This is a genomic window from Paractinoplanes ovalisporus (genome assembly GCF_016834655.1).
GTDB classification, from domain to species: domain Bacteria; phylum Actinomycetota; class Actinomycetes; order Mycobacteriales; family Micromonosporaceae; genus Actinoplanes; species Actinoplanes ovalisporus.
In genome coordinates this window covers 207,196-223,217 of the sequence record NZ_JAENHP010000009.1, presented here as the reverse complement: position 1 = coordinate 223,217, position 16,022 = coordinate 207,196, and the positions used below count along the sequence as shown (strand labels likewise).

Here is a 16,022-nt window from a genome sequence, read left to right as displayed (position 1 = left end):
GCCCCCTCCCCCGCCCGACAAAGGGTGGGCCGACCCTAGCGACCCCGGCGACAAGATCGTGCGAGGGCTGTGGATAAGTCTTTTTGGAGCGTCACCACTCACGCACGTCGCCGTGGTGGGTTTCGCGCTCTGGACGCGTCAGCGGCCAGCGAAACCCGCCGCGGTCCCCGCGGGAGCGGCGGTCTGTACCCACCACCCCGCGAGGACCGGAAGCCTTTGATCTTGCAGTGAAGCAGTGACGAATCAGCCGACCGGCGCCGGATATCCGCCCTGCTCGGAGATCAATGTCGCCATCGCGTGCTCGACCACCGCCACCAGCACCTGCTTCACCGAATCGCGGTGGCGGGCGTCGCACATGACCAGCGGCACGTGCGGCGGAATGGCCAGCGCCTCCCGCACCTCGTCCGGCTCGTAACGCGGCGCCCCGTCGAAGCAGTTCAGCGCGACCAGGTACGGAAGGTGACGGTTTTCGAAATAGTCGAGCGGCGCGAACGCGTCGGCGATCCGCCGGGTGTCGACCAGCACGGCCGCGCCGACCGCGCCGCGGATCAGCTCGTCCCACATGAACCAGAAACGGGTCTGCCCGGGCGTGCCGAAAAGGTAGAGGATCAGGTCGTCGGCCATCGTGATGCGGCCGAAGTCCATCGCCACCGTGGTGGTCCCCTTGCCGGGCACCTTGGAGGCGTCGTCGACCCCCTGACCGGCCGAGGTCATCACGGCCTCGGTGGTCAGCGGCTCGATCTCGGAGACCGCCCCGACCAGCGTCGTCTTGCCCACGCCGAAGCCTCCGGCGACGACAATTTTCGCGGAGGTGATCTCTTTGGGTTGCGCCCCCGCCCGCTCAGAGCTTGCGAAGTCCACTCAACACCCTTTCCAGCAGGTTCATCCGCTCCGAGAACCCAGTTTTGGGAGCGGCGCTGTGCAACGAGAGCAGTCCGTCGGCCACCATGTCGGCGACCAGGACCCGCGCCACACCCAGCGGTAGCCGGGTCAGCGCCGAGAGCTCGGCCAGCGATTGCGCCTTCGCCTCGCACAGCACGGCGATGCGGTATTTGTCATGCCCGGCGAACCGGGCCTCTTGCAGACCGGCCTGGCTGGCGACCAGGACCGCCTCGATCGGGATGTCCCGGCGTGGTTCGGTGCGGCCGCGGGTGACCGCGTACGGACGCACCAGGTTGCCTCTCGGATCCTGCGGCTGGCCCACGCGATCACCCCCTTCCGACGGACCGGCGACTAATGACTGACAGTTTCACGGGGGGCCGGCGACAGCGACGCGCCGACCCGCTCGACCAGCAGCGCCATCTCGTAGCCGACCTGACCCACGTCGCAGCTGCGCGCGGCCAGCACGGCCATCGAGGACCCGTCGCTGATCGTCATGAGGAACAGGTACCCGGAATCCATCTCGATGATCGTCTGCTGGACCTCGCCCGCGTTGAACATGCGGGACGCGCCCTCGGTCAGGCTGACCACACCGGACGTGATCGCGGCGAGCTGGTCGGCGCGGTCGGCCGGGAGGTCGCGCGAGGCCGCCAGCAGGATGCCGTCCGCGGACACCGCCACGACGTGGGCGATGCCGGCGACGCTGTTGGCGAAGTTGTTGAGCAGCCAGCCCATGTCCTGCATGGTGGGGGGCCTGGTCACGGTCAGTTCTCCTTAGCCTGGGAGGCGGTGGACTCGGCAGTGCCGTCCGTCCGCCCACGTTGCACTCCCCGGTGATACGCGGAAAGAAGCCCGCGGACCTCATCAGGACTGCGACGATTTTGGTTGCGCGGCCCGGCCTGGACGCCTCCAGGAACGAGTTGCGCCTGGGGAACGCGCTTGGGTAGCCCGGATCGCGTGGTGCCGGCGTCGACCGGTTCCGCCGCTGCCATCGCCTTCTGCCACCCGTCGTCAGCCGATGTCTTCCACCGGTCGTCCGCAGCCGCACGGGGCTTCGGAACCGACGGTCCATTGTGCCCTCTCGCCGCGGCGGGAGGTGCGGCGGGCGGCGACGTCGGCGCGGGCGGCGGCGGTGCCGCAGCCGGGGACGCGGGTGCGGCGGCCGGCTTCGGCGACGGCGTGGAGCCGTTCGGCGGTGGCGCGTAACCGGCGGTCGGCATGCCCCACTCCTCCTGGCTCGAGTTCTCGTGGTTGCGGAACCAGCTCTGCTGCATCTGCACGAAGATCGGCGCGTCGTTGCGTTCCTCGGCCGTCGGCGGCGCCGGCGTGGAGGGCACCGGCGGCATCGCGGCCAACGCGGCGCCCCAGCCGTTGCCGGTGGGGGCCGGCGGAGCGGACGCGACAAAGGGCGGTGCGGACGCCACGGGAGGCGCGGAGACCACCGGCGGCGCGGAGACCACCGGAGGAGCCGGCGTCGCGGCCGCGAACCCGTTCATCGTCGTGGACGTCTGGGTGGCGTCGATCGTCTTGGAGACGCGGTTCGGCAGCGGTGGCCGGTTCGGCGTCGGCCGCACGTCCGGTTCGGACGGTGGGCGCTGCGACGGGAACATCGGCAGTTGTGGGTGCGCGCTGGGCGGCGGCGGGGTGGGCTCGTGCCACGGCTCGGGCGCGATCGTCGGCAGGGTCGCGGTGGCCGCGCGGGCCGACCGGGCGTCCCAGCCACCGCCGTACGGCGCGGTGCCCAGTTCCTGCGGACGCGGGGGCGGGTCGAGGCGCCGGCTCGGCAGCACCACGATGCTGCTCGGCAGCGTGACCTGGGCGACGGTGCCGCCCTCGAGGTTGGCCCGCAGCTCGACGCGGATGCCGTAGCGCGAGGCGAGACGGCCGACCACGGCCAGACCCATCAGGCGGAACGCGGCCACGTCGACGCTCGGCGGCTCGGACAGCCGGCGGTTGAGCTGGTCCATCTGCTCCTCGGACATGCCGAGGCCACGGTCCTCCACCTGGATCACCACGTAGTCACGGATGCGGCGGCCGTCGGCGACCACGACCGTGTTGGGCGGTGAGAAGCGGGTGGCGTTGTCGAGCAGCTCGGCGACCAGACGCACCACGTCGTTGACGGCGAGCGCGGCGATCGAGATGTCGGTGTCGACCGTGCCGAACTCGATGCGGTTGTAGAGCTCGACCTCGGACTGGGAGGCGCGCAGCGCGTCAACCAGCAGGGCGTCCTCGCGACGCGGGGCGCTGGAGTCGGCACCCGCGAGGACCAGCAGGTTCTCGTCGTTGCGGCGCATCCGGGTGGCCAGGTGGTCGAGCTCGAACAGCTGGGCCAGGCGCTTCGGGTCCTCCTCGGTGCGCTCGATCTGGTCGAGCTCACCGATCATCCGGTCGACCAGCGACTGCGAGCGCCGGGCCAGGTTGAGGAACATCGTCGAGACGCTGGTGCGCAGCGCGGCCTGCTCGGCCGCGATCCGGACCGCCTCGCGGTGGACGACGTTGAACGCCTGGGCGACCTGGCCGACCTCGTCGCGGTTGGGCAGCTGGATCGGGTCGCGGACCGAGCGGACGATGTCGTCGGCGCCACCTTCGCCCAGGTTGCGGGCGTCGCGCAGCCGGGCCACGGCGTCGGGCAGGTCGCGGTTGGCCACCGCCAGGGCGCCCTCCCGCAGCCGGCGCAGCGACATGTTCAGCGAGCGGGCCAGGATGACGGCGAGCGTGATGGCGATGATCAGCACCAGCACGACCAGCGCGGCCTCGATCGCGGCCTGGCGCACGACGGCGTCGCGGTCGGACGACGCCTGCTCGACCACGTCGGACTCGAGCTCCTGCTCGGCCCAGCGCATCAGGTCGACCACCGCACCGAAGGCCTGCGCGATGTCGGACGGCACCACGGCGGCGGCGCTGGAGGCGCGGCCGAGCTGACCGGTGAGGTTGTCGACCAGGTTGACCGCGTCGCCACTGACCACGTTGTCGACCAGGGACCGCTGGGCCGGGCTGGCGACCAGGGAGAAGGCCTGCAGCGCCTCCTGCTGGCTGGTCTGGGTCGCGATGAACGTGGTGCGCTACTCGGCGCTGGTGTCCTTGACGACCTGGGCCGCGAAGGAGACCGCCTCCTGCTCGGCGGTGCCGGCCTTGGCCCGGGCGAACGCGGCGATCGCGCGCAGCTGGTCGGCGATGTCGCCGTCGCCCGCGAACTGGCTGACCGCTTCCACATAGGCGACCAGGTCGGTGATGACGACGCTGTAGCGCGAGACCGCCTCGGAGACCGAGATGTTGACCCGGTCGCCGACCGCGGTGCGCGTGGCGTCCATCGTGTCCAGGTGGTCGTCGATCCGGACGAGCCGGTCCTGCACCGTTCCCGGCGGGTTGTCGATCTCGCCCCGCTGCGCGCGGTAGACCTGGATCTGCGCGTCACTCGACCGCACGGCGGACTGGTACGCCTCTTCGGCGGACTTGGGATTCTCGGGGTCGGGCAGGATATTGCCGAGGTATGCGGCGGCAGCCATCCGCTCGACGTGCAGCATTTGGGTAAGGGCGGAGACGTCGGTCTCCAGTTTGGTCAGTTGCTCGACCTGTCCGGCGTCGGCGGCACGTTGCCCGACGTCGACGAGTCGAGTGGTGGCCAGCGCGATGACCGCGACAAGTGGAACCACCAGAATGAGAGCCAGTTTGGCGCGGATCCGGGCGTCTCGCAGACGGGGGAAGACACCACGGCGCGTCACCTGGGTCGAAGATCCGGTGCTCACGACTTCTCCTCCGTGGTCATCCCCGTGGCTCTTCGCCCGCAATTGCTCGCGCGGCCCGGGAATTTCATCAGAACGGACATCCGTTTGGGAAGTCTGCAAAGACCCGGAAACGAACTTCCTGCCCGACTGCCAGGAAAGGTGCCCGTTCTACATTCGACACTTTTGCTGCTTTGACGTGCACGAATATGTTTCCAGACACATTCAGTAACCGCACGATCACACGACACTCCCAAGATTCCAACCATTATGTGAGACAACCGTCTCGTTCCATCGATGGTGAGCCGCTTGACCAGGGGCCTTCACGTTGGCAAGGTTTGGCGCGATCGAACGGACACATTGTCCGTATCGGCATGCGCGCCGCCCAGCCACGATGCTCGGCAACGACGCCTTCCCCGCCCCCATAGGAGGCACCGCAGTGCGGCTCCCCCGCATCACCGCGGCCATCGCCGTGGCATCGATGCTCCTCGCCGGCGCGGCCGGCTGTACCTCGGACGACGACGAGGCCGACAGCGGCGCCCAGGTCGTGGTCGTCGCGGCCGACTTCAACAACTCGTCGCTGGTCGACCAGGCCTACGCCCGCGCTCTGCAGCTGCGGATCGAGCAGATCAACGCCTCGGGTCAGCTGGGCGACCGCGAGCTGCGACTGGTGACGAAGGACAACCGGAACGACCCGACGGTGTCGCTGCGCAACATCAGCACGTTCGCGGACGACCCGGCGGTCGCCGCGGTGGTCACCGGCTCCTGCGACGAGTGCGTGGTCCGGGCGTCCAAGACGATCAACGACAAGACCGTGCCGGTGATCGCGCTCGCCGCGTCCGACCAGGTGGCCAGCCCGGTTCCCGAGCGGCAGTACATCTTCAAGCTCAACCCGAACTCCGCCGACAGCTCGGCCGCCCTGGTCAACGAGCTGGTCCGGGCGAACGCGCGCAAGATCGCGGTGCTCTACTCGAACGACCTGTACGGGGTCGACGCGAACCGGGCGCTGGGGGCGGCCCTGGAGAACACGCCGGGCTTCAACGTCACGGTCGCCCGCGCGGTCAAGCCGGGCTCGACCGACATCACGCAGTCCGTCGGCACGCTGACCGACACCGAGCCGGACGCGCTGGTCGTGCTCACGCCGCCCGACCTGGCCGCGCTGGCCGCGACCAGCGCCCGGCGCGGCGGTTTCACCAAGCGCCTGCTCTTCGACGCGGCGGCGGCGAGCGACCTGTTCATCGCGCGCGACGCGGCGGCCGCCACGAACAGCGCGACCATGGTGTTCACCCAGATCCTGGCGATCGACGACGTGGTCGCGACGACGCCGGCGAAGTCGGCCCGCAAGCAGTGGTTCCGTGACTACACCTCGCGCTACGGCAGCTACTCGGGTGTGGCCTCGTTCGCCGCCGACGCCGCCGACCTGATCGCCGACGCGGTGGCCCGGGTCGGCGCCGACCGTCCGCGGATCCGCGAGATCCTCGAGACGTCCCAGGTCGACGGTCTGTCCGGTCCGATCCGCATCACCCCCGACAACCACTCCGGCCTGATGCCGCAGGCGCTCACCCTGCTGGTGGCGCGCAGCGGCCGGTGGCGGCTCGCGTCATGATCCGGATCAACCAGGTCTCCCGCACGTTCACCGGGCGCTCGGGCACGGTCGAGGCGCTGCGCGAGGTCAGCCTGGACGTCGCCGACGGCGAGTTCGTGGCCGTCGTGGGCCGTTCCGGCTGCGGCAAGTCGACGCTGTTGCGGCTGATCGCGGGCCTGCTGCCGCCGACCGGGGGCGGCATCGAGGTGGGCGGGCAGGCGGTGCACAAGCCACGCCGCGACGTGTCGATGATGTTCCAGCGGCCGGCGCTGCTGCCCTGGCGTTCGGTGCTCGACAACGTGCTGCTGCCGGTGCAGATCTTCGGCTGGCGCAAGGCGCAGTACCGCGACCGGGCCCACGAGCTGCTGGCGTTGACCGGCCTGACCGGGTTCGAGAAGCGGCTGCCGCACGAGCTCTCGGGCGGTATGCAGCAGCGGGTGGCGCTCTGCCGCGCGCTGATCGGCAAGCCGCAGGTGATGCTGATGGACGAGCCGTTCTCGGCCCTCGACCCGCTGATCCGCGAGGAGCTGTCGGTCGAGTTGCAGCGCATCCACATGGAGCAGCGGGCGACCACCGTCTTCGTCACCCACTCGATCGACGAGGCGGTGCTGCTGGCCGACCGGGTGGTCGTGCTCAGCCCGCGCCCGGGCCGGGTCCGCGAGATCGTCGACGTGCGGATCCCGCGTCCGCGCACGCTGGGCCGCACGGCCCACTCGGACGAGGTGGCCCGGTGCAGCGGCCTGCTTCATGATCTTTTAATGGCCTGACCGGTCACTCTTCGTACAAATAACTAAGCGGGATTTTAAGAATCGACTCCCGCTGTTGAGCGCGCAGGCGAGGGAACCGTAACGTGCCAGTCATGGCTTTTCGGACCTGGGTGAAGTTGGTGGGAGCCGCGTTCGGCGCCGCCGCGCTGGTCGGCGCCGGTCAGCTGGGCCTGGCCTACGGACTGGGCATCCTCAGCTTCTCCCGTGTCGTCGAGATCACGGCGCGTGACGAGTGGACCGGCCAGCTGGCCTGGGTCGCCTGGTTCGCGCTGACCGCGGCCGCCGCCGGTGGAGTGGCCGCCCGCCCACGTCTGCCCCAGCAGGCCGGCGCCGGCACCCGGCTCGTCGGCGGGGTGGCCGCCGGCCTCGGCGCGGCGATGATCGTGCCGCTGACCATGCAGCCGGCCCGCGCGGCCGAGATCGCCGGCGTGAACGCGGTCTTCGTGATCGGGGCGTGCGCGTTGATCGGCGCGGCGGCGGGCATCTTCGCCGCGTACGCCGCCCTGGGCCGGTCCGCCGCCCGCTGGAGTCTCACGACGCTGAGCAGCGTGATCTGGGCCGTCGCGCTCGTCTCGGTGGCGCCCTCGCTGCGTTCCGGCGAGACCCTTCCCCCCGTACGCCTCGGCGTGCTCGACGCCACGTTCGTGCCCGACGGCGTGCTCGACCGGGTCGCGCTGCTCACGATGCCGGTGATCGCGCTGATCTGCGGCCTTGTGCTGGGGTTCACGGCCCGCAACCGCTCCCTGTCGACGACGGCGATCGCGCTGGCCGGGCTGCCCGGCCCGGCTCTGCTGACCGCTGCCTACCTGGTCGCCGGCCCGGGCACGACCCGCGCCCAGGAGATGCCCTACTGGGCCGCGATGACGGCCGCCGGCGCCGGGGTCTTCGGCTCGGTGCTGGCCGCCGTCCTGCGGCGGGGCCCGGCCACCGATCGCCCGGATTCGCCCGACGCGGCCGAGCCCACTCCGGACCGCCCGCCGCTGCCGCAGCGCGAGTCGCCCCGGCCCGATTCGGCGATCGCGAAGGCGGGCGGCTCACTGCCCGGCACCGGCGCCGCCCAGGCCGTCACCGGCCGCGCCTCGGTCGCGGCCCGCGCGACGGTCGCGGCCCGGGCCGCCGTGGCCGCCCAGCGCCCCGAGCACGAGCTGAAGCCCTCGGACACCGGCGTGATCACCATGCCGCCGTTCAACGGTTTCGCCCCGCCGGCCCCACCGCAGCGCCCCGACGGCGAGATCGCCGACTGGGTGAGCGGCCTCGGCCGCCCTCAGTAACCCATAGGCGAACATCAATGAAATGACTCATCGGGGAGGTACCGCGGCGGCGGACCGGCGCTGACGATGAAGGCATGAACGCCGACCGGCTCCCTCGCCTCCGCCGGCTCATCGCCGGCCTCGCCCTCGTCTTCGCGCTCTCGGGTCTGGCCCTGACCGGGCCCGCCGTGGTGGCGCCGACACACACCGACGCGGCCCAGGCCGCCGTCTACTCCAGCTGCACGATCTCCCGCTGCTCGGCGGCCCGCACGGCCCGCACCGGCTGGAGCTCGCTGGACTGGCCGACGAGCTCCGGCTGGTACTCGTGGCCGTACGGCCAGTACAACTACACCGGTGGCACATTCCAGAACCGTGAGCGCCAGCTGCCGCTGAACGCGACCTACAGCGAGTACGACGTCTATTCGCGGGCCCGGGGCGCGGCCCGTGACGCGTACCGGATCGTCGTCAACCGCTCGACGCGGGAGACGTGGTTCACCCCGGACCACTACGTGACCTTCTACAAGCTCTGACTCTCCCGGGTGGCCGGCAGCGGCACGTAGACCTGGCCGCCGCCGGCCACGAACTCGGCCGACTTCTGGCCCATCCCCTGCGCCTTGAGCTCGTGACTGATCTTCATCGAGCAGAACTTGGGCCCGCACATCGAGCAGAAGTGGGCGGTCTTCGCGGCCGCGGCCGGCAGCGTCTCGTCGTGGTAGGAGCGGGCGGTCTCGGGATCGAGGGCCAGCTCGAACTGGTCCTCCCAACGGAACTCGAACCGGGCCTTGGACAGCGCGTCGTCCCACGCCTGGGCGCCCGGATGCCCCTTGGCCAGGTCGGCCGCGTGCGCCGCGATCTTGTAGGCGATCATCCCGGCCTTCACGTCGTCCCGGTCCGGCAGGCCCAGGTGCTCCTTGGGCGTCACGTAACAGAGCATCGCCGTGCCGAACATGCCGATCATCGCCGCGCCGATCGCCGACGTGATGTGGTCGTAGGCCGGAGCGATGTCGGTCGTCAGCGGCCCGAGCGTGTAGAACGGCGCCCCGCCGCACAGCTCGACCTGCAGGTCCACGTTCTCCTTGATCTTGTGCATGGGCACGTGGCCCGGGCCCTCGACCATCACCTGTACGTCGTACTCCCAGGCCCGGCGGGTCAGCTCCCCCAGCGTGCGCAGCTCGGCGAACTGGGCCTCGTCGTTGGCGTCGGCGATCGAGCCCGGCCGCAGACCGTCACCCAGGGAGAACGTGATGTCGTAATCCGCGAATATCGCGCACAGCTCATCGAAGTTCGTATAGAGGAAATTCTCCTCATGGTGCGCGAGACACCAGGCCGCCATGATCGACCCGCCGCGCGACACGATTCCGGTCACGCGGGGGGCCGCCAGCGGCACGTGCGGCAGCAGGACTCCGGCGTGGACGGTCATGTAGTCGACGCCCTGTGCGGCCTGTTCCAGCACCGTGTCGCGGAACAGCTCCCAGGTCAGCTTGACCGGATCGCCCTTGACCTTCTCCAGCGCCTGATAGAGCGGGACGGTCCCGATCGGCACCGGCGAGTTCCGGATGATCGCCTCGCGCGTCTCGTGGATGCGCGGCCCGGTCGACAGGTCCATCACCGTGTCGGCGCCCCACCGCGTCGCCCACGTCATCTTCTCCACCTCCTCGTCCACCGAGGAGGTGACGGCCGAGGTGCCGATGTTCGCGTTGACCTTCACCAGGAACCGCGACCCGATCACCATCGGCTCGCTCTCCGGGTGGTTGCGGTTCGCCGGCAGCACGGCCCGGCCGGCCGCGATCTCGGAGCGCACCAGCTCGGCCGGCACGTTCTCGCGGATCGCCACGAACTCCATCTCGGGGGTCACCACGCCGGCCCGTGCCGACGCCAGCTGGGTGCGGCCGCTCACCCAGGGGGCACGTAAAGGCGGCAGACCCTCGGCGGCGACGCTGCCCGGTCCGGACGTGTCATACAGCCGTACGGGATCGTTGCCGTCGCTCAGCTCGACCGACATGAACGGCACCCGGATGTCCGGGCTCGACCCCTTGACGTACGTTTTACGCCTCATATACCTTTCCTCCCCGTCGGAGGGCGCACTGATCCCCTGCGGAGGCGCCCTCCCCTGTGGAGAGCACACCGATCCCCTGCGGAGGCGCCCTTTTTCTAAAAAGCGAAGTGATTCAGCGGCCCAGGCCCAGCGCCCAGCCGCCACTCACGCCCACCAGCAAGCGCGTCGGTCACATATCGCTTGGCGGCCCGCACGGCCACCGGCACCGGATCACCCAGGGCCAGCCGCACCGCGATCGCCGACGAGAACGTGCAACCCGATCCGTGGTTGTTGGCGGTGTCGACCGGCTCACCACGCAACGTCTCGGTGACCCCCTCGAAGCGCAGCACGTCGACCGCGAGCTCGCTGCCGGTCACCACCACGGCCCGCGCGCCCAGACCGGCCAGGTGTTCGGCCATCTCCGGCACGGACAGGTCAGGATTCGAGACCAGGGCCGCGGCCTCCAGCCGGTTCGGGGTCAGCACACAGGGCCGGGTGAGCAGCGGCGCGACCGACGCGGTCTCGGCCAGCCGGGCCCCCGACGTGGCCACCAGCACCGGGTCCACGACCAGGTTGGGCAGCCGGTCGGCCCACGAGGCGATCAGCTCCCCCACGGCCGGGTCCCCGATCATGCCGACCTTCACGGCCACCACCGGCAGGTCGGCCAGCACCGCCTCGAGCTGCGCCGCCACGACGTCGACCGGGATCGGGTGGATCGCGGTCACGCCGAGGGTGTTCTGCGCGGTCACGGCGGTGACGACCGAGGTCCCGTACGCCCCCAGGGCCGCGAACGTCTTGAGGTCGGCCTGGATCCCGGCGCCGCCCCCCGAGTCCGACCCGGCGATGGTCAGCACCACGGGCGGCGTCATGACAGGCCCGCCGTCAGCTCGGCGGCCACCGCGGCCGGATCGCCGGCCCGCATGATCGCGCCCAGGACGGCGACACCGCTCGCCCCGGCCGCGACGCACTCCTTGACCTCGGCGGCCGAGGTGACCCCGCCCAGGGCCAGCCACGGCACGGCGCCCGCGAGTCCGGCGGCGCGCGACGGGCCCAGGGCCGGTCCGTATCCCGGTTTGGTCGCGGTCGGGAAGACCGGTGACAACGTCACGTAATCCTCTGTGGACAGTCGGGGTACACCGTGGCACGAGCGGCCGATCAACCCCACGTCGTCGACCGGTAGCGGGTCGGCTCCGGCCAGATGCACCGCGTCGCCGCCGAGCGGGTCGGGGCCGGCGACGATCAGGCGGCCGGGCGGGACCACCTCGCGCAGCGCGTCGGCGAGGGCGGCCCGTTCGCCGTACGGGAGATCTCTCTCGCGCAGAACAACCCACGCCGCGCCGCCGCGGACCGCTTCCCGCACCACCGCAACCAGGGGTTCGCGGGCGATCCGCCGGTCGGTGAGCACCACCAGCCCGGCCGGCGTCACCACCGGGCCCGCCCCTCGTCCGATGTGGAGGCCAGCGCGTGGAACCGTTTCGGGATCCGCCCGGCCTCGAAGGCAAGCCGCCCGGCCAGCACCGCGTGTCTCATCGCGGCCGCCATCGCCGCGGGCTCGTCGGCCCGGGTGACCGCGCTGGCGATCAGCACCGCGTCGCAGCCGAGTTCCATGGCCAGGGCCGCGTCCGACGCCGTCCCGATGCCGGCGTCGAGCACCACCGGCACGTCCACGCTCTGCCGGATCAGCCGGATGTGGTGCGGGTTCGAGATGCCCAGCCCCGACCCGATCGGCGACCCGGCCGGCATCACCGCGGCGCAGCCCACGTCGGCCAGGCGGCGGGCCAGGATCGGGTCGTCGCTGGTGTACGGCAGCACGGTGAACCCGTCGGCGGCCAGTTCCTCGGCCGCCCGCAGCAGCTCGACCCCGTCCGGCAGCAGGGTGCGTTCGTCCCCGATCACCTCGAGCTTGATCAGGTCGGTCTCGAAGGCGTCGCGGGCCAGGCGGGCCGTCTTCACCGCGTCTCCGGCCGTGTAGCAGCCGGCCGTGTTCGGCAGCACCCGCACGCCGAGCCGGTCGAGCATCGGCAGCAGCCCGGGCCCGGCCGCGTCGACCCGGCGCAGCGCCACGGTGACCAGGTCGGTGCCGGACGCGACGATCGCCTCCTCCAGCGCGGCCAGGCTGTTGGCGCCGCCGGTGCCGAGGATGAGCCGCGAATTCTCGAAGAGGTCCATGGTCAGCCTCCCTGCGCCGCGGTCAGCACCTCGACCGAATCGCCGTCGCCGAGCTTCGTGACGTTCCAGGTCGAGCGCGGCACCACCTCGCCGTTCACCGCGACCGCGACCCCGCGCCGGGCCTCGGTGATCGACTCGACCAGCGCCAGCACCGACGGGGTGTCCCCTTCGAACGGTTTCCCGTTCACCGTCAGCCGCATCAGAACCTCCGGGGCGAGAAGTCGGCGACATCCTGGCCGTCGAGGACGACCCCGGCGATCAGGTCGGCGGTGACCGGGGCGAGCAGGATGCCGTTGCGGAAGTGCCCGGCCGCCACCACCACCCGGTCGTCGAGCCGGCCCAGCATCGGTGCGTTGTCCGGCGTTCCCGGCCGATGCCCGACCGTGGTCTCGGTGAGCTCGAACTCGGCCAGCCCGGGCACGATCTCGAGGGCCGCCCGCAGCAGGTCGTGGACGCCACCCGCGGTCACCAGCCGGTCGGTGCGCTCCTCCTGCGTCGCGCCCACCACCACCTCGCCGTCGGCGCGGGGCACGATGTAGACCTCGTTGCCGTCGACCGCCGCGTCGAGCACGTGCCGCAGCAGCCCCGGTTCGCCGCGCAGCCGCAGCACCTGCCCCTTGACCGGCCGCACGGGCAGGCCGGTGAGGGCCGCCGTGCCACAACCGGCCGCCACCACGACCACTCTCGCATCCACGTCGGAGAGCGACTCGATCCGCTTAGGCACGATCCGATCGCTCAGCCGCTCCCGCAGCGCGTTCACCACCCGGCGCGGGTCCACCTGACGCTCCCGGGAAGCCAGGACCCCGGCCCGTACGCGAACAGACAGCGCCGGTTCCAGCGACCGCAACTCGGAGGGCCGCAACAGCGGCAGCTGCTGCCGTGTCCACAGTCGAGCCCGCCCGGCCAGGTCGTCCGCCGTCAACGCCAGGCTCAGCGTGCCCGTCTTGTCGTAGCCGACGTCGACGCCCAGCTCCTCGGCGAAGGCGGGCCATAGGTCGGCCGACCGGTCGAGCAGCCGGATCAGCGCCGGGTCCTCGTGCTCGGACTCGCCACCGGGCGCGAGCATCCCGGCCGCCACATGCCAGGCGCCCTCGTCCCCGCCGTCGAGCACGGTCACGTCGGCGCCGCGGGCCACGAGCCGCCAGGCGATCGAGAGCCCGATGATCCCGCCGCCGACAACGGTGATGTCGCTCATGCCCGGCCTCCCGGTGCCGCGGTCCCGACCCGGTCCGAGCGGGACGCGAGCGCCCGCAGGAAGTCCGCCGTCGCGCCGCTGGGGTCGGCCGCGACCGCCGAGATCGCGGCCACGCCGTAACACTCCAGCTCGGCGACCCGGTCGGGGGTGATGCCGGCGATCGCGATCACGGGAGTGCCCGGCACGGCCCGCGTCACCGCGGCGACGCCCGGTGGCCCGATCGGTTCCGGCAGCCCGGTCTTGGTGCGGGTGGCGAACGCCGGACCCACGCCGAGATAGGTCGCGCCGGCGGCCACCGCGGCCCGCGCAGCCTCGGGGTTGCGGCAGGTGGCGCCGAGCACGGCGGCCGGCCCGAGCACCCGGCGGGCGGCCGCGACCGGCAGGTCTTCGGCGCCCACGTGCACGCCGTCGGCCCCGGCCGCGAGCGCCACCCCGACCCGGTCGTCGACCAGGCAGACGGCCCCCGCGGCCCGGCACAGCTCGAGCGCCGCGGTGGTCAGGGCGTACGCGTCGCGGTCGCTGGTCTTGACCCGCACCTGGACGGCGACCGGGCCGTGCCCGAGAACGCCCCGCACGACGTCGAGCGAATCGGTGACGATGTGCAAACGCGGCAACAACAACGGAAGCTCCTCCCTGCGCCGGCATGATCCGGATCAGGTTCGACGGTCGGGGGCCGCGTCAGCCCCCCTCTCAGCCCGGTGCACCGGACTCCCGTGGGGTTGTTGCTTCGGACCATAACCCGGTCCGCCGAGGAAAACTAGCGCACGTCCCAAACCGGCGCCGGAGTCTCCACGACCTCGCCGTCACCCTGGAACAGCACGAAGCGGTCGAAGGAGCGGGTGAACCAGCGGTCGTGGGTGACCGCGATCACCGTGCCCTCGAACTTGTTCAGCCCCTCCTCCAGCGCCTCGGCCGAGGCCAGGTCGAGGTTGTCGGTCGGCTCGTCGAGCAGCAGCACCGTCGCCCCGGAAAGTTCCAGGAGCAGCACCAGGAAACGCGCCTGCTGACCACCCGAGAGGGTGCCGAACCGCTGGTCGCCCTGGGCCGCCAGCTCGTAGCGGTTGAGCGCCTTCATCGCGCCCGCCCGGTCCATTCCGGACCGGTGGTCGTCGCCCCGCCACAGGATCTCGACCAGGGTGCGTTCGAGCAGCTCGGGCCGGTCGTGCGTCTGCGAGAAGTGGCCGGGCCGCACCCGCGCGCCGAGCCGGGCCACCCCGTTGTGGGCCACGTGGGCCAGCGGAGCGCCGTCGACCGGTTTGTTCTCGGCCTCGGGATCGGACCCGCCGGCCGCCAGCAGCCGCAGGAAGTGCGACTTGCCGGTGCCGTTGGCGCCCAGCACCGCGACCCGGTCGCCATACCAGATCTCCAGGTCGAACGGGAAGGTCAGATCCTCCATCTCCAGCTGTTCGCAGATCACCGCGCGCTTGGCCGTGCGCCCGCCCCGCAGGTTCATCCGCAGCGACTGCTCCTTGGGCGGCAGCGGCGGCGGACCGGCCTCTTCGAACTTGCGCAGCCGGGTCTGTGCGGCCTGGTAGCGCGAGGCCATGCCGTCGTTGAAGGTCGCCTTCTGCTTGAGCGACAGCACCAGATCCTTGAGTTTCTGGTGCTCCTCCTCCCAGCGCCGGTGGTTCTCCTCCATGCGGTCGTGGCGGTGCACCCGGGCCTCGTGCCACGACGCGAACCCGCCCGGATGCGTCCAGGCTGTGCCGCCCTCGACCGCCACCACCCGATCGGCGGTCTGGGCCAGCAGCTCGCGGTCGTGCGAGACGTAGAGCACGGACTTCGGCGACTCGCGCAGCCGCGTCTCGAGCCAGCGCTTGCCGGGCACGTCGAGGAAGTTGTCCGGCTCGTCGAGCAGCAGCACCTCGTCGTCGCCGCGCAGCAGCAGGTCGAGCGCGAACCGCTTCTGCTGACCACCCGACAATGTCCGGACCGGACGGTGACGCACCTCGTCCCAGGTCTTGCCGAGGATCGCCACGGCGACGGTGTCGAAGAGCACCTCGGTGTCGTATCCCCCGGTCTCACCCCAATGAGCCAGAGCGTTCGCGTACGCGATCTGGCTGCGCTCGGTCTCGTCGAGCGCGGCGGACGCGGCCGCCAGTCGTTCCCCGGCCGCCCGCAGGTCGGGGCGCACGAGCGAGAGAGCCAGATCCTCCAGCGTACGGTCGTCGCCGATCATGCCGATGAACTGGCGCATCACGCCGAGGCCGCCGGAGCGCGCGATCGTGCCCTCGGGCAGCGCGAGGTCGCCGGCGACCATGCGGAGCAGCGTGGTCTTGCCCGCTCCGTTCGGCCCGACCAGCGCGACCTTGGCCCCCTCACCGACCCGGAACGCGACGTCGGCGAAGAGCCGGCGCCCGTCGGGCAGCACAAAACCGGCTCCGGCGACATCCACGTAACCCATGGCCGACATCTTCCCC

15 protein-coding genes, 1 pseudogene and 1 riboswitch are annotated in these 16,022 nt (G+C 71.4%); of the genes and pseudogenes, 4 read left to right on the top strand and 12 right to left on the bottom strand.

Annotated features, from left to right (window positions below; genetic code table 11):
* Positions 1–243: 243 nt before the first annotated feature.
* The 4 genes and pseudogenes from JIG36_RS27005 to JIG36_RS26990 all read right to left on the bottom strand — a co-directional run bounded on the left by JIG36_RS27005 (position 244) and on the right by JIG36_RS26990 (position 4,625).
* Positions 244–861, bottom strand: a complete 618-nt coding sequence (locus JIG36_RS27005) for a GTP-binding protein (RefSeq protein WP_184953692.1) — start codon at positions 859–861, stop codon at positions 244–246.
* Positions 842–1,204, bottom strand: a complete 363-nt coding sequence (locus tag JIG36_RS27000; protein WP_203379186.1) for a DUF742 domain-containing protein — start codon at positions 1,202–1,204, stop codon at positions 842–844. Before JIG36_RS27000 ends, JIG36_RS27005 begins: the two co-directional genes overlap by 20 nt.
* A 29-nt stretch (positions 1,205–1,233) precedes the next feature.
* Positions 1,234–1,641: a roadblock/LC7 domain-containing protein gene (locus tag JIG36_RS26995; RefSeq protein WP_203379185.1), complete on the bottom strand. Its 408-nt coding sequence runs from the start codon at positions 1,639–1,641 to the stop codon at positions 1,234–1,236.
* 2 nt (positions 1,642–1,643) lie between these two features.
* A pseudogene (locus tag JIG36_RS26990) lies at positions 1,644–4,625 on the bottom strand (sensor histidine kinase).
* A gap of 457 nt (positions 4,626–5,082) precedes the next feature.
* Here JIG36_RS26990 and JIG36_RS26985 point away from each other — a divergent pair.
* The 4 genes from JIG36_RS26985 to JIG36_RS26970 all read left to right on the top strand — a co-directional run bounded on the left by JIG36_RS26985 (position 5,083) and on the right by JIG36_RS26970 (position 8,733).
* Complete coding sequence (locus JIG36_RS26985; RefSeq protein ID WP_438870764.1) at positions 5,083–6,207, top strand: ABC transporter substrate-binding protein; 1,125 nt, start codon at positions 5,083–5,085, stop codon at positions 6,205–6,207.
* Positions 6,204–6,953 (top strand): ABC transporter ATP-binding protein, encoded by a 750-nt coding sequence (locus JIG36_RS26980; RefSeq protein WP_203379183.1) that lies wholly within the window; start codon positions 6,204–6,206, stop codon positions 6,951–6,953. Before JIG36_RS26985 ends, JIG36_RS26980 begins: the two co-directional genes overlap by 4 nt.
* A gap of 92 nt (positions 6,954–7,045) precedes the next feature.
* The gene (locus JIG36_RS26975) at positions 7,046–8,224 is read left to right on the top strand and encodes a hypothetical protein (RefSeq protein ID WP_203379182.1); all 1,179 of its coding nucleotides are present in this window, start codon (positions 7,046–7,048) and stop codon (positions 8,222–8,224) included.
* Positions 8,225–8,298: 74 nt separating this feature from the next.
* Positions 8,299–8,733 carry a ribonuclease domain-containing protein gene (locus JIG36_RS26970; protein WP_203379181.1) on the top strand — a complete coding sequence of 145 codons (435 nt, stop codon included), beginning with the start codon at positions 8,299–8,301 and terminating at the stop codon, positions 8,731–8,733.
* Here the strand turns inward: JIG36_RS26970 and thiC are convergent.
* From thiC to JIG36_RS26930, 8 genes are all read right to left on the bottom strand, one after another.
* Positions 8,721–10,259 (bottom strand): phosphomethylpyrimidine synthase ThiC, encoded by a 1,539-nt coding sequence (gene thiC / locus JIG36_RS26965; protein ID WP_203379180.1) that lies wholly within the window; start codon positions 10,257–10,259, stop codon positions 8,721–8,723. The genes JIG36_RS26970 and thiC overlap by 13 nt on opposite strands.
* A 95-nt stretch (positions 10,260–10,354) precedes the next feature.
* Positions 10,355–11,107, bottom strand: coding sequence for a bifunctional hydroxymethylpyrimidine kinase/phosphomethylpyrimidine kinase (gene thiD / locus JIG36_RS26960; RefSeq protein ID WP_203379179.1), 753 nt, complete (start codon positions 11,105–11,107; stop codon positions 10,355–10,357).
* Entirely contained in the window at positions 11,104–11,667 is a 564-nt protein-coding gene (locus tag JIG36_RS26955) for a thiamine phosphate synthase (protein WP_203379178.1), read from the bottom strand. The genes thiD and JIG36_RS26955 overlap by 4 nt, the downstream gene beginning before the upstream one ends.
* On the bottom strand, positions 11,661–12,407 hold the full coding sequence (locus tag JIG36_RS26950; protein ID WP_203379177.1) for a thiazole synthase: 747 nt from the start codon (positions 12,405–12,407) through the stop codon (positions 11,661–11,663). The genes JIG36_RS26955 and JIG36_RS26950 overlap by 7 nt, the downstream gene beginning before the upstream one ends.
* A 2-nt stretch (positions 12,408–12,409) precedes the next feature.
* Positions 12,410–12,607 carry a sulfur carrier protein ThiS gene (gene thiS / locus JIG36_RS26945; RefSeq protein ID WP_203379176.1) on the bottom strand — a complete coding sequence of 66 codons (198 nt, stop codon included), beginning with the start codon at positions 12,605–12,607 and terminating at the stop codon, positions 12,410–12,412.
* Positions 12,607–13,602, bottom strand: coding sequence for a glycine oxidase ThiO (thiO, locus tag JIG36_RS26940; RefSeq protein ID WP_203379175.1), 996 nt, complete (start codon positions 13,600–13,602; stop codon positions 12,607–12,609). The genes thiS and thiO overlap by 1 nt, the downstream gene beginning before the upstream one ends.
* Complete coding sequence (locus tag JIG36_RS26935) at positions 13,599–14,222, bottom strand: thiamine phosphate synthase (protein WP_438870762.1); 624 nt, start codon at positions 14,220–14,222, stop codon at positions 13,599–13,601. The genes thiO and JIG36_RS26935 overlap by 4 nt, the downstream gene beginning before the upstream one ends.
* A riboswitch (TPP riboswitch) is annotated at positions 14,216–14,327 on the bottom strand. (Overlaps the previous gene by 7 nt.)
* 32 nt (positions 14,328–14,359) lie before the next feature.
* On the bottom strand, positions 14,360–16,006 hold the full coding sequence (locus JIG36_RS26930; RefSeq protein WP_203379174.1) for an ABC-F family ATP-binding cassette domain-containing protein: 1,647 nt from the start codon (positions 16,004–16,006) through the stop codon (positions 14,360–14,362).
* Positions 16,007–16,022: the final 16 nt, after the last annotated feature.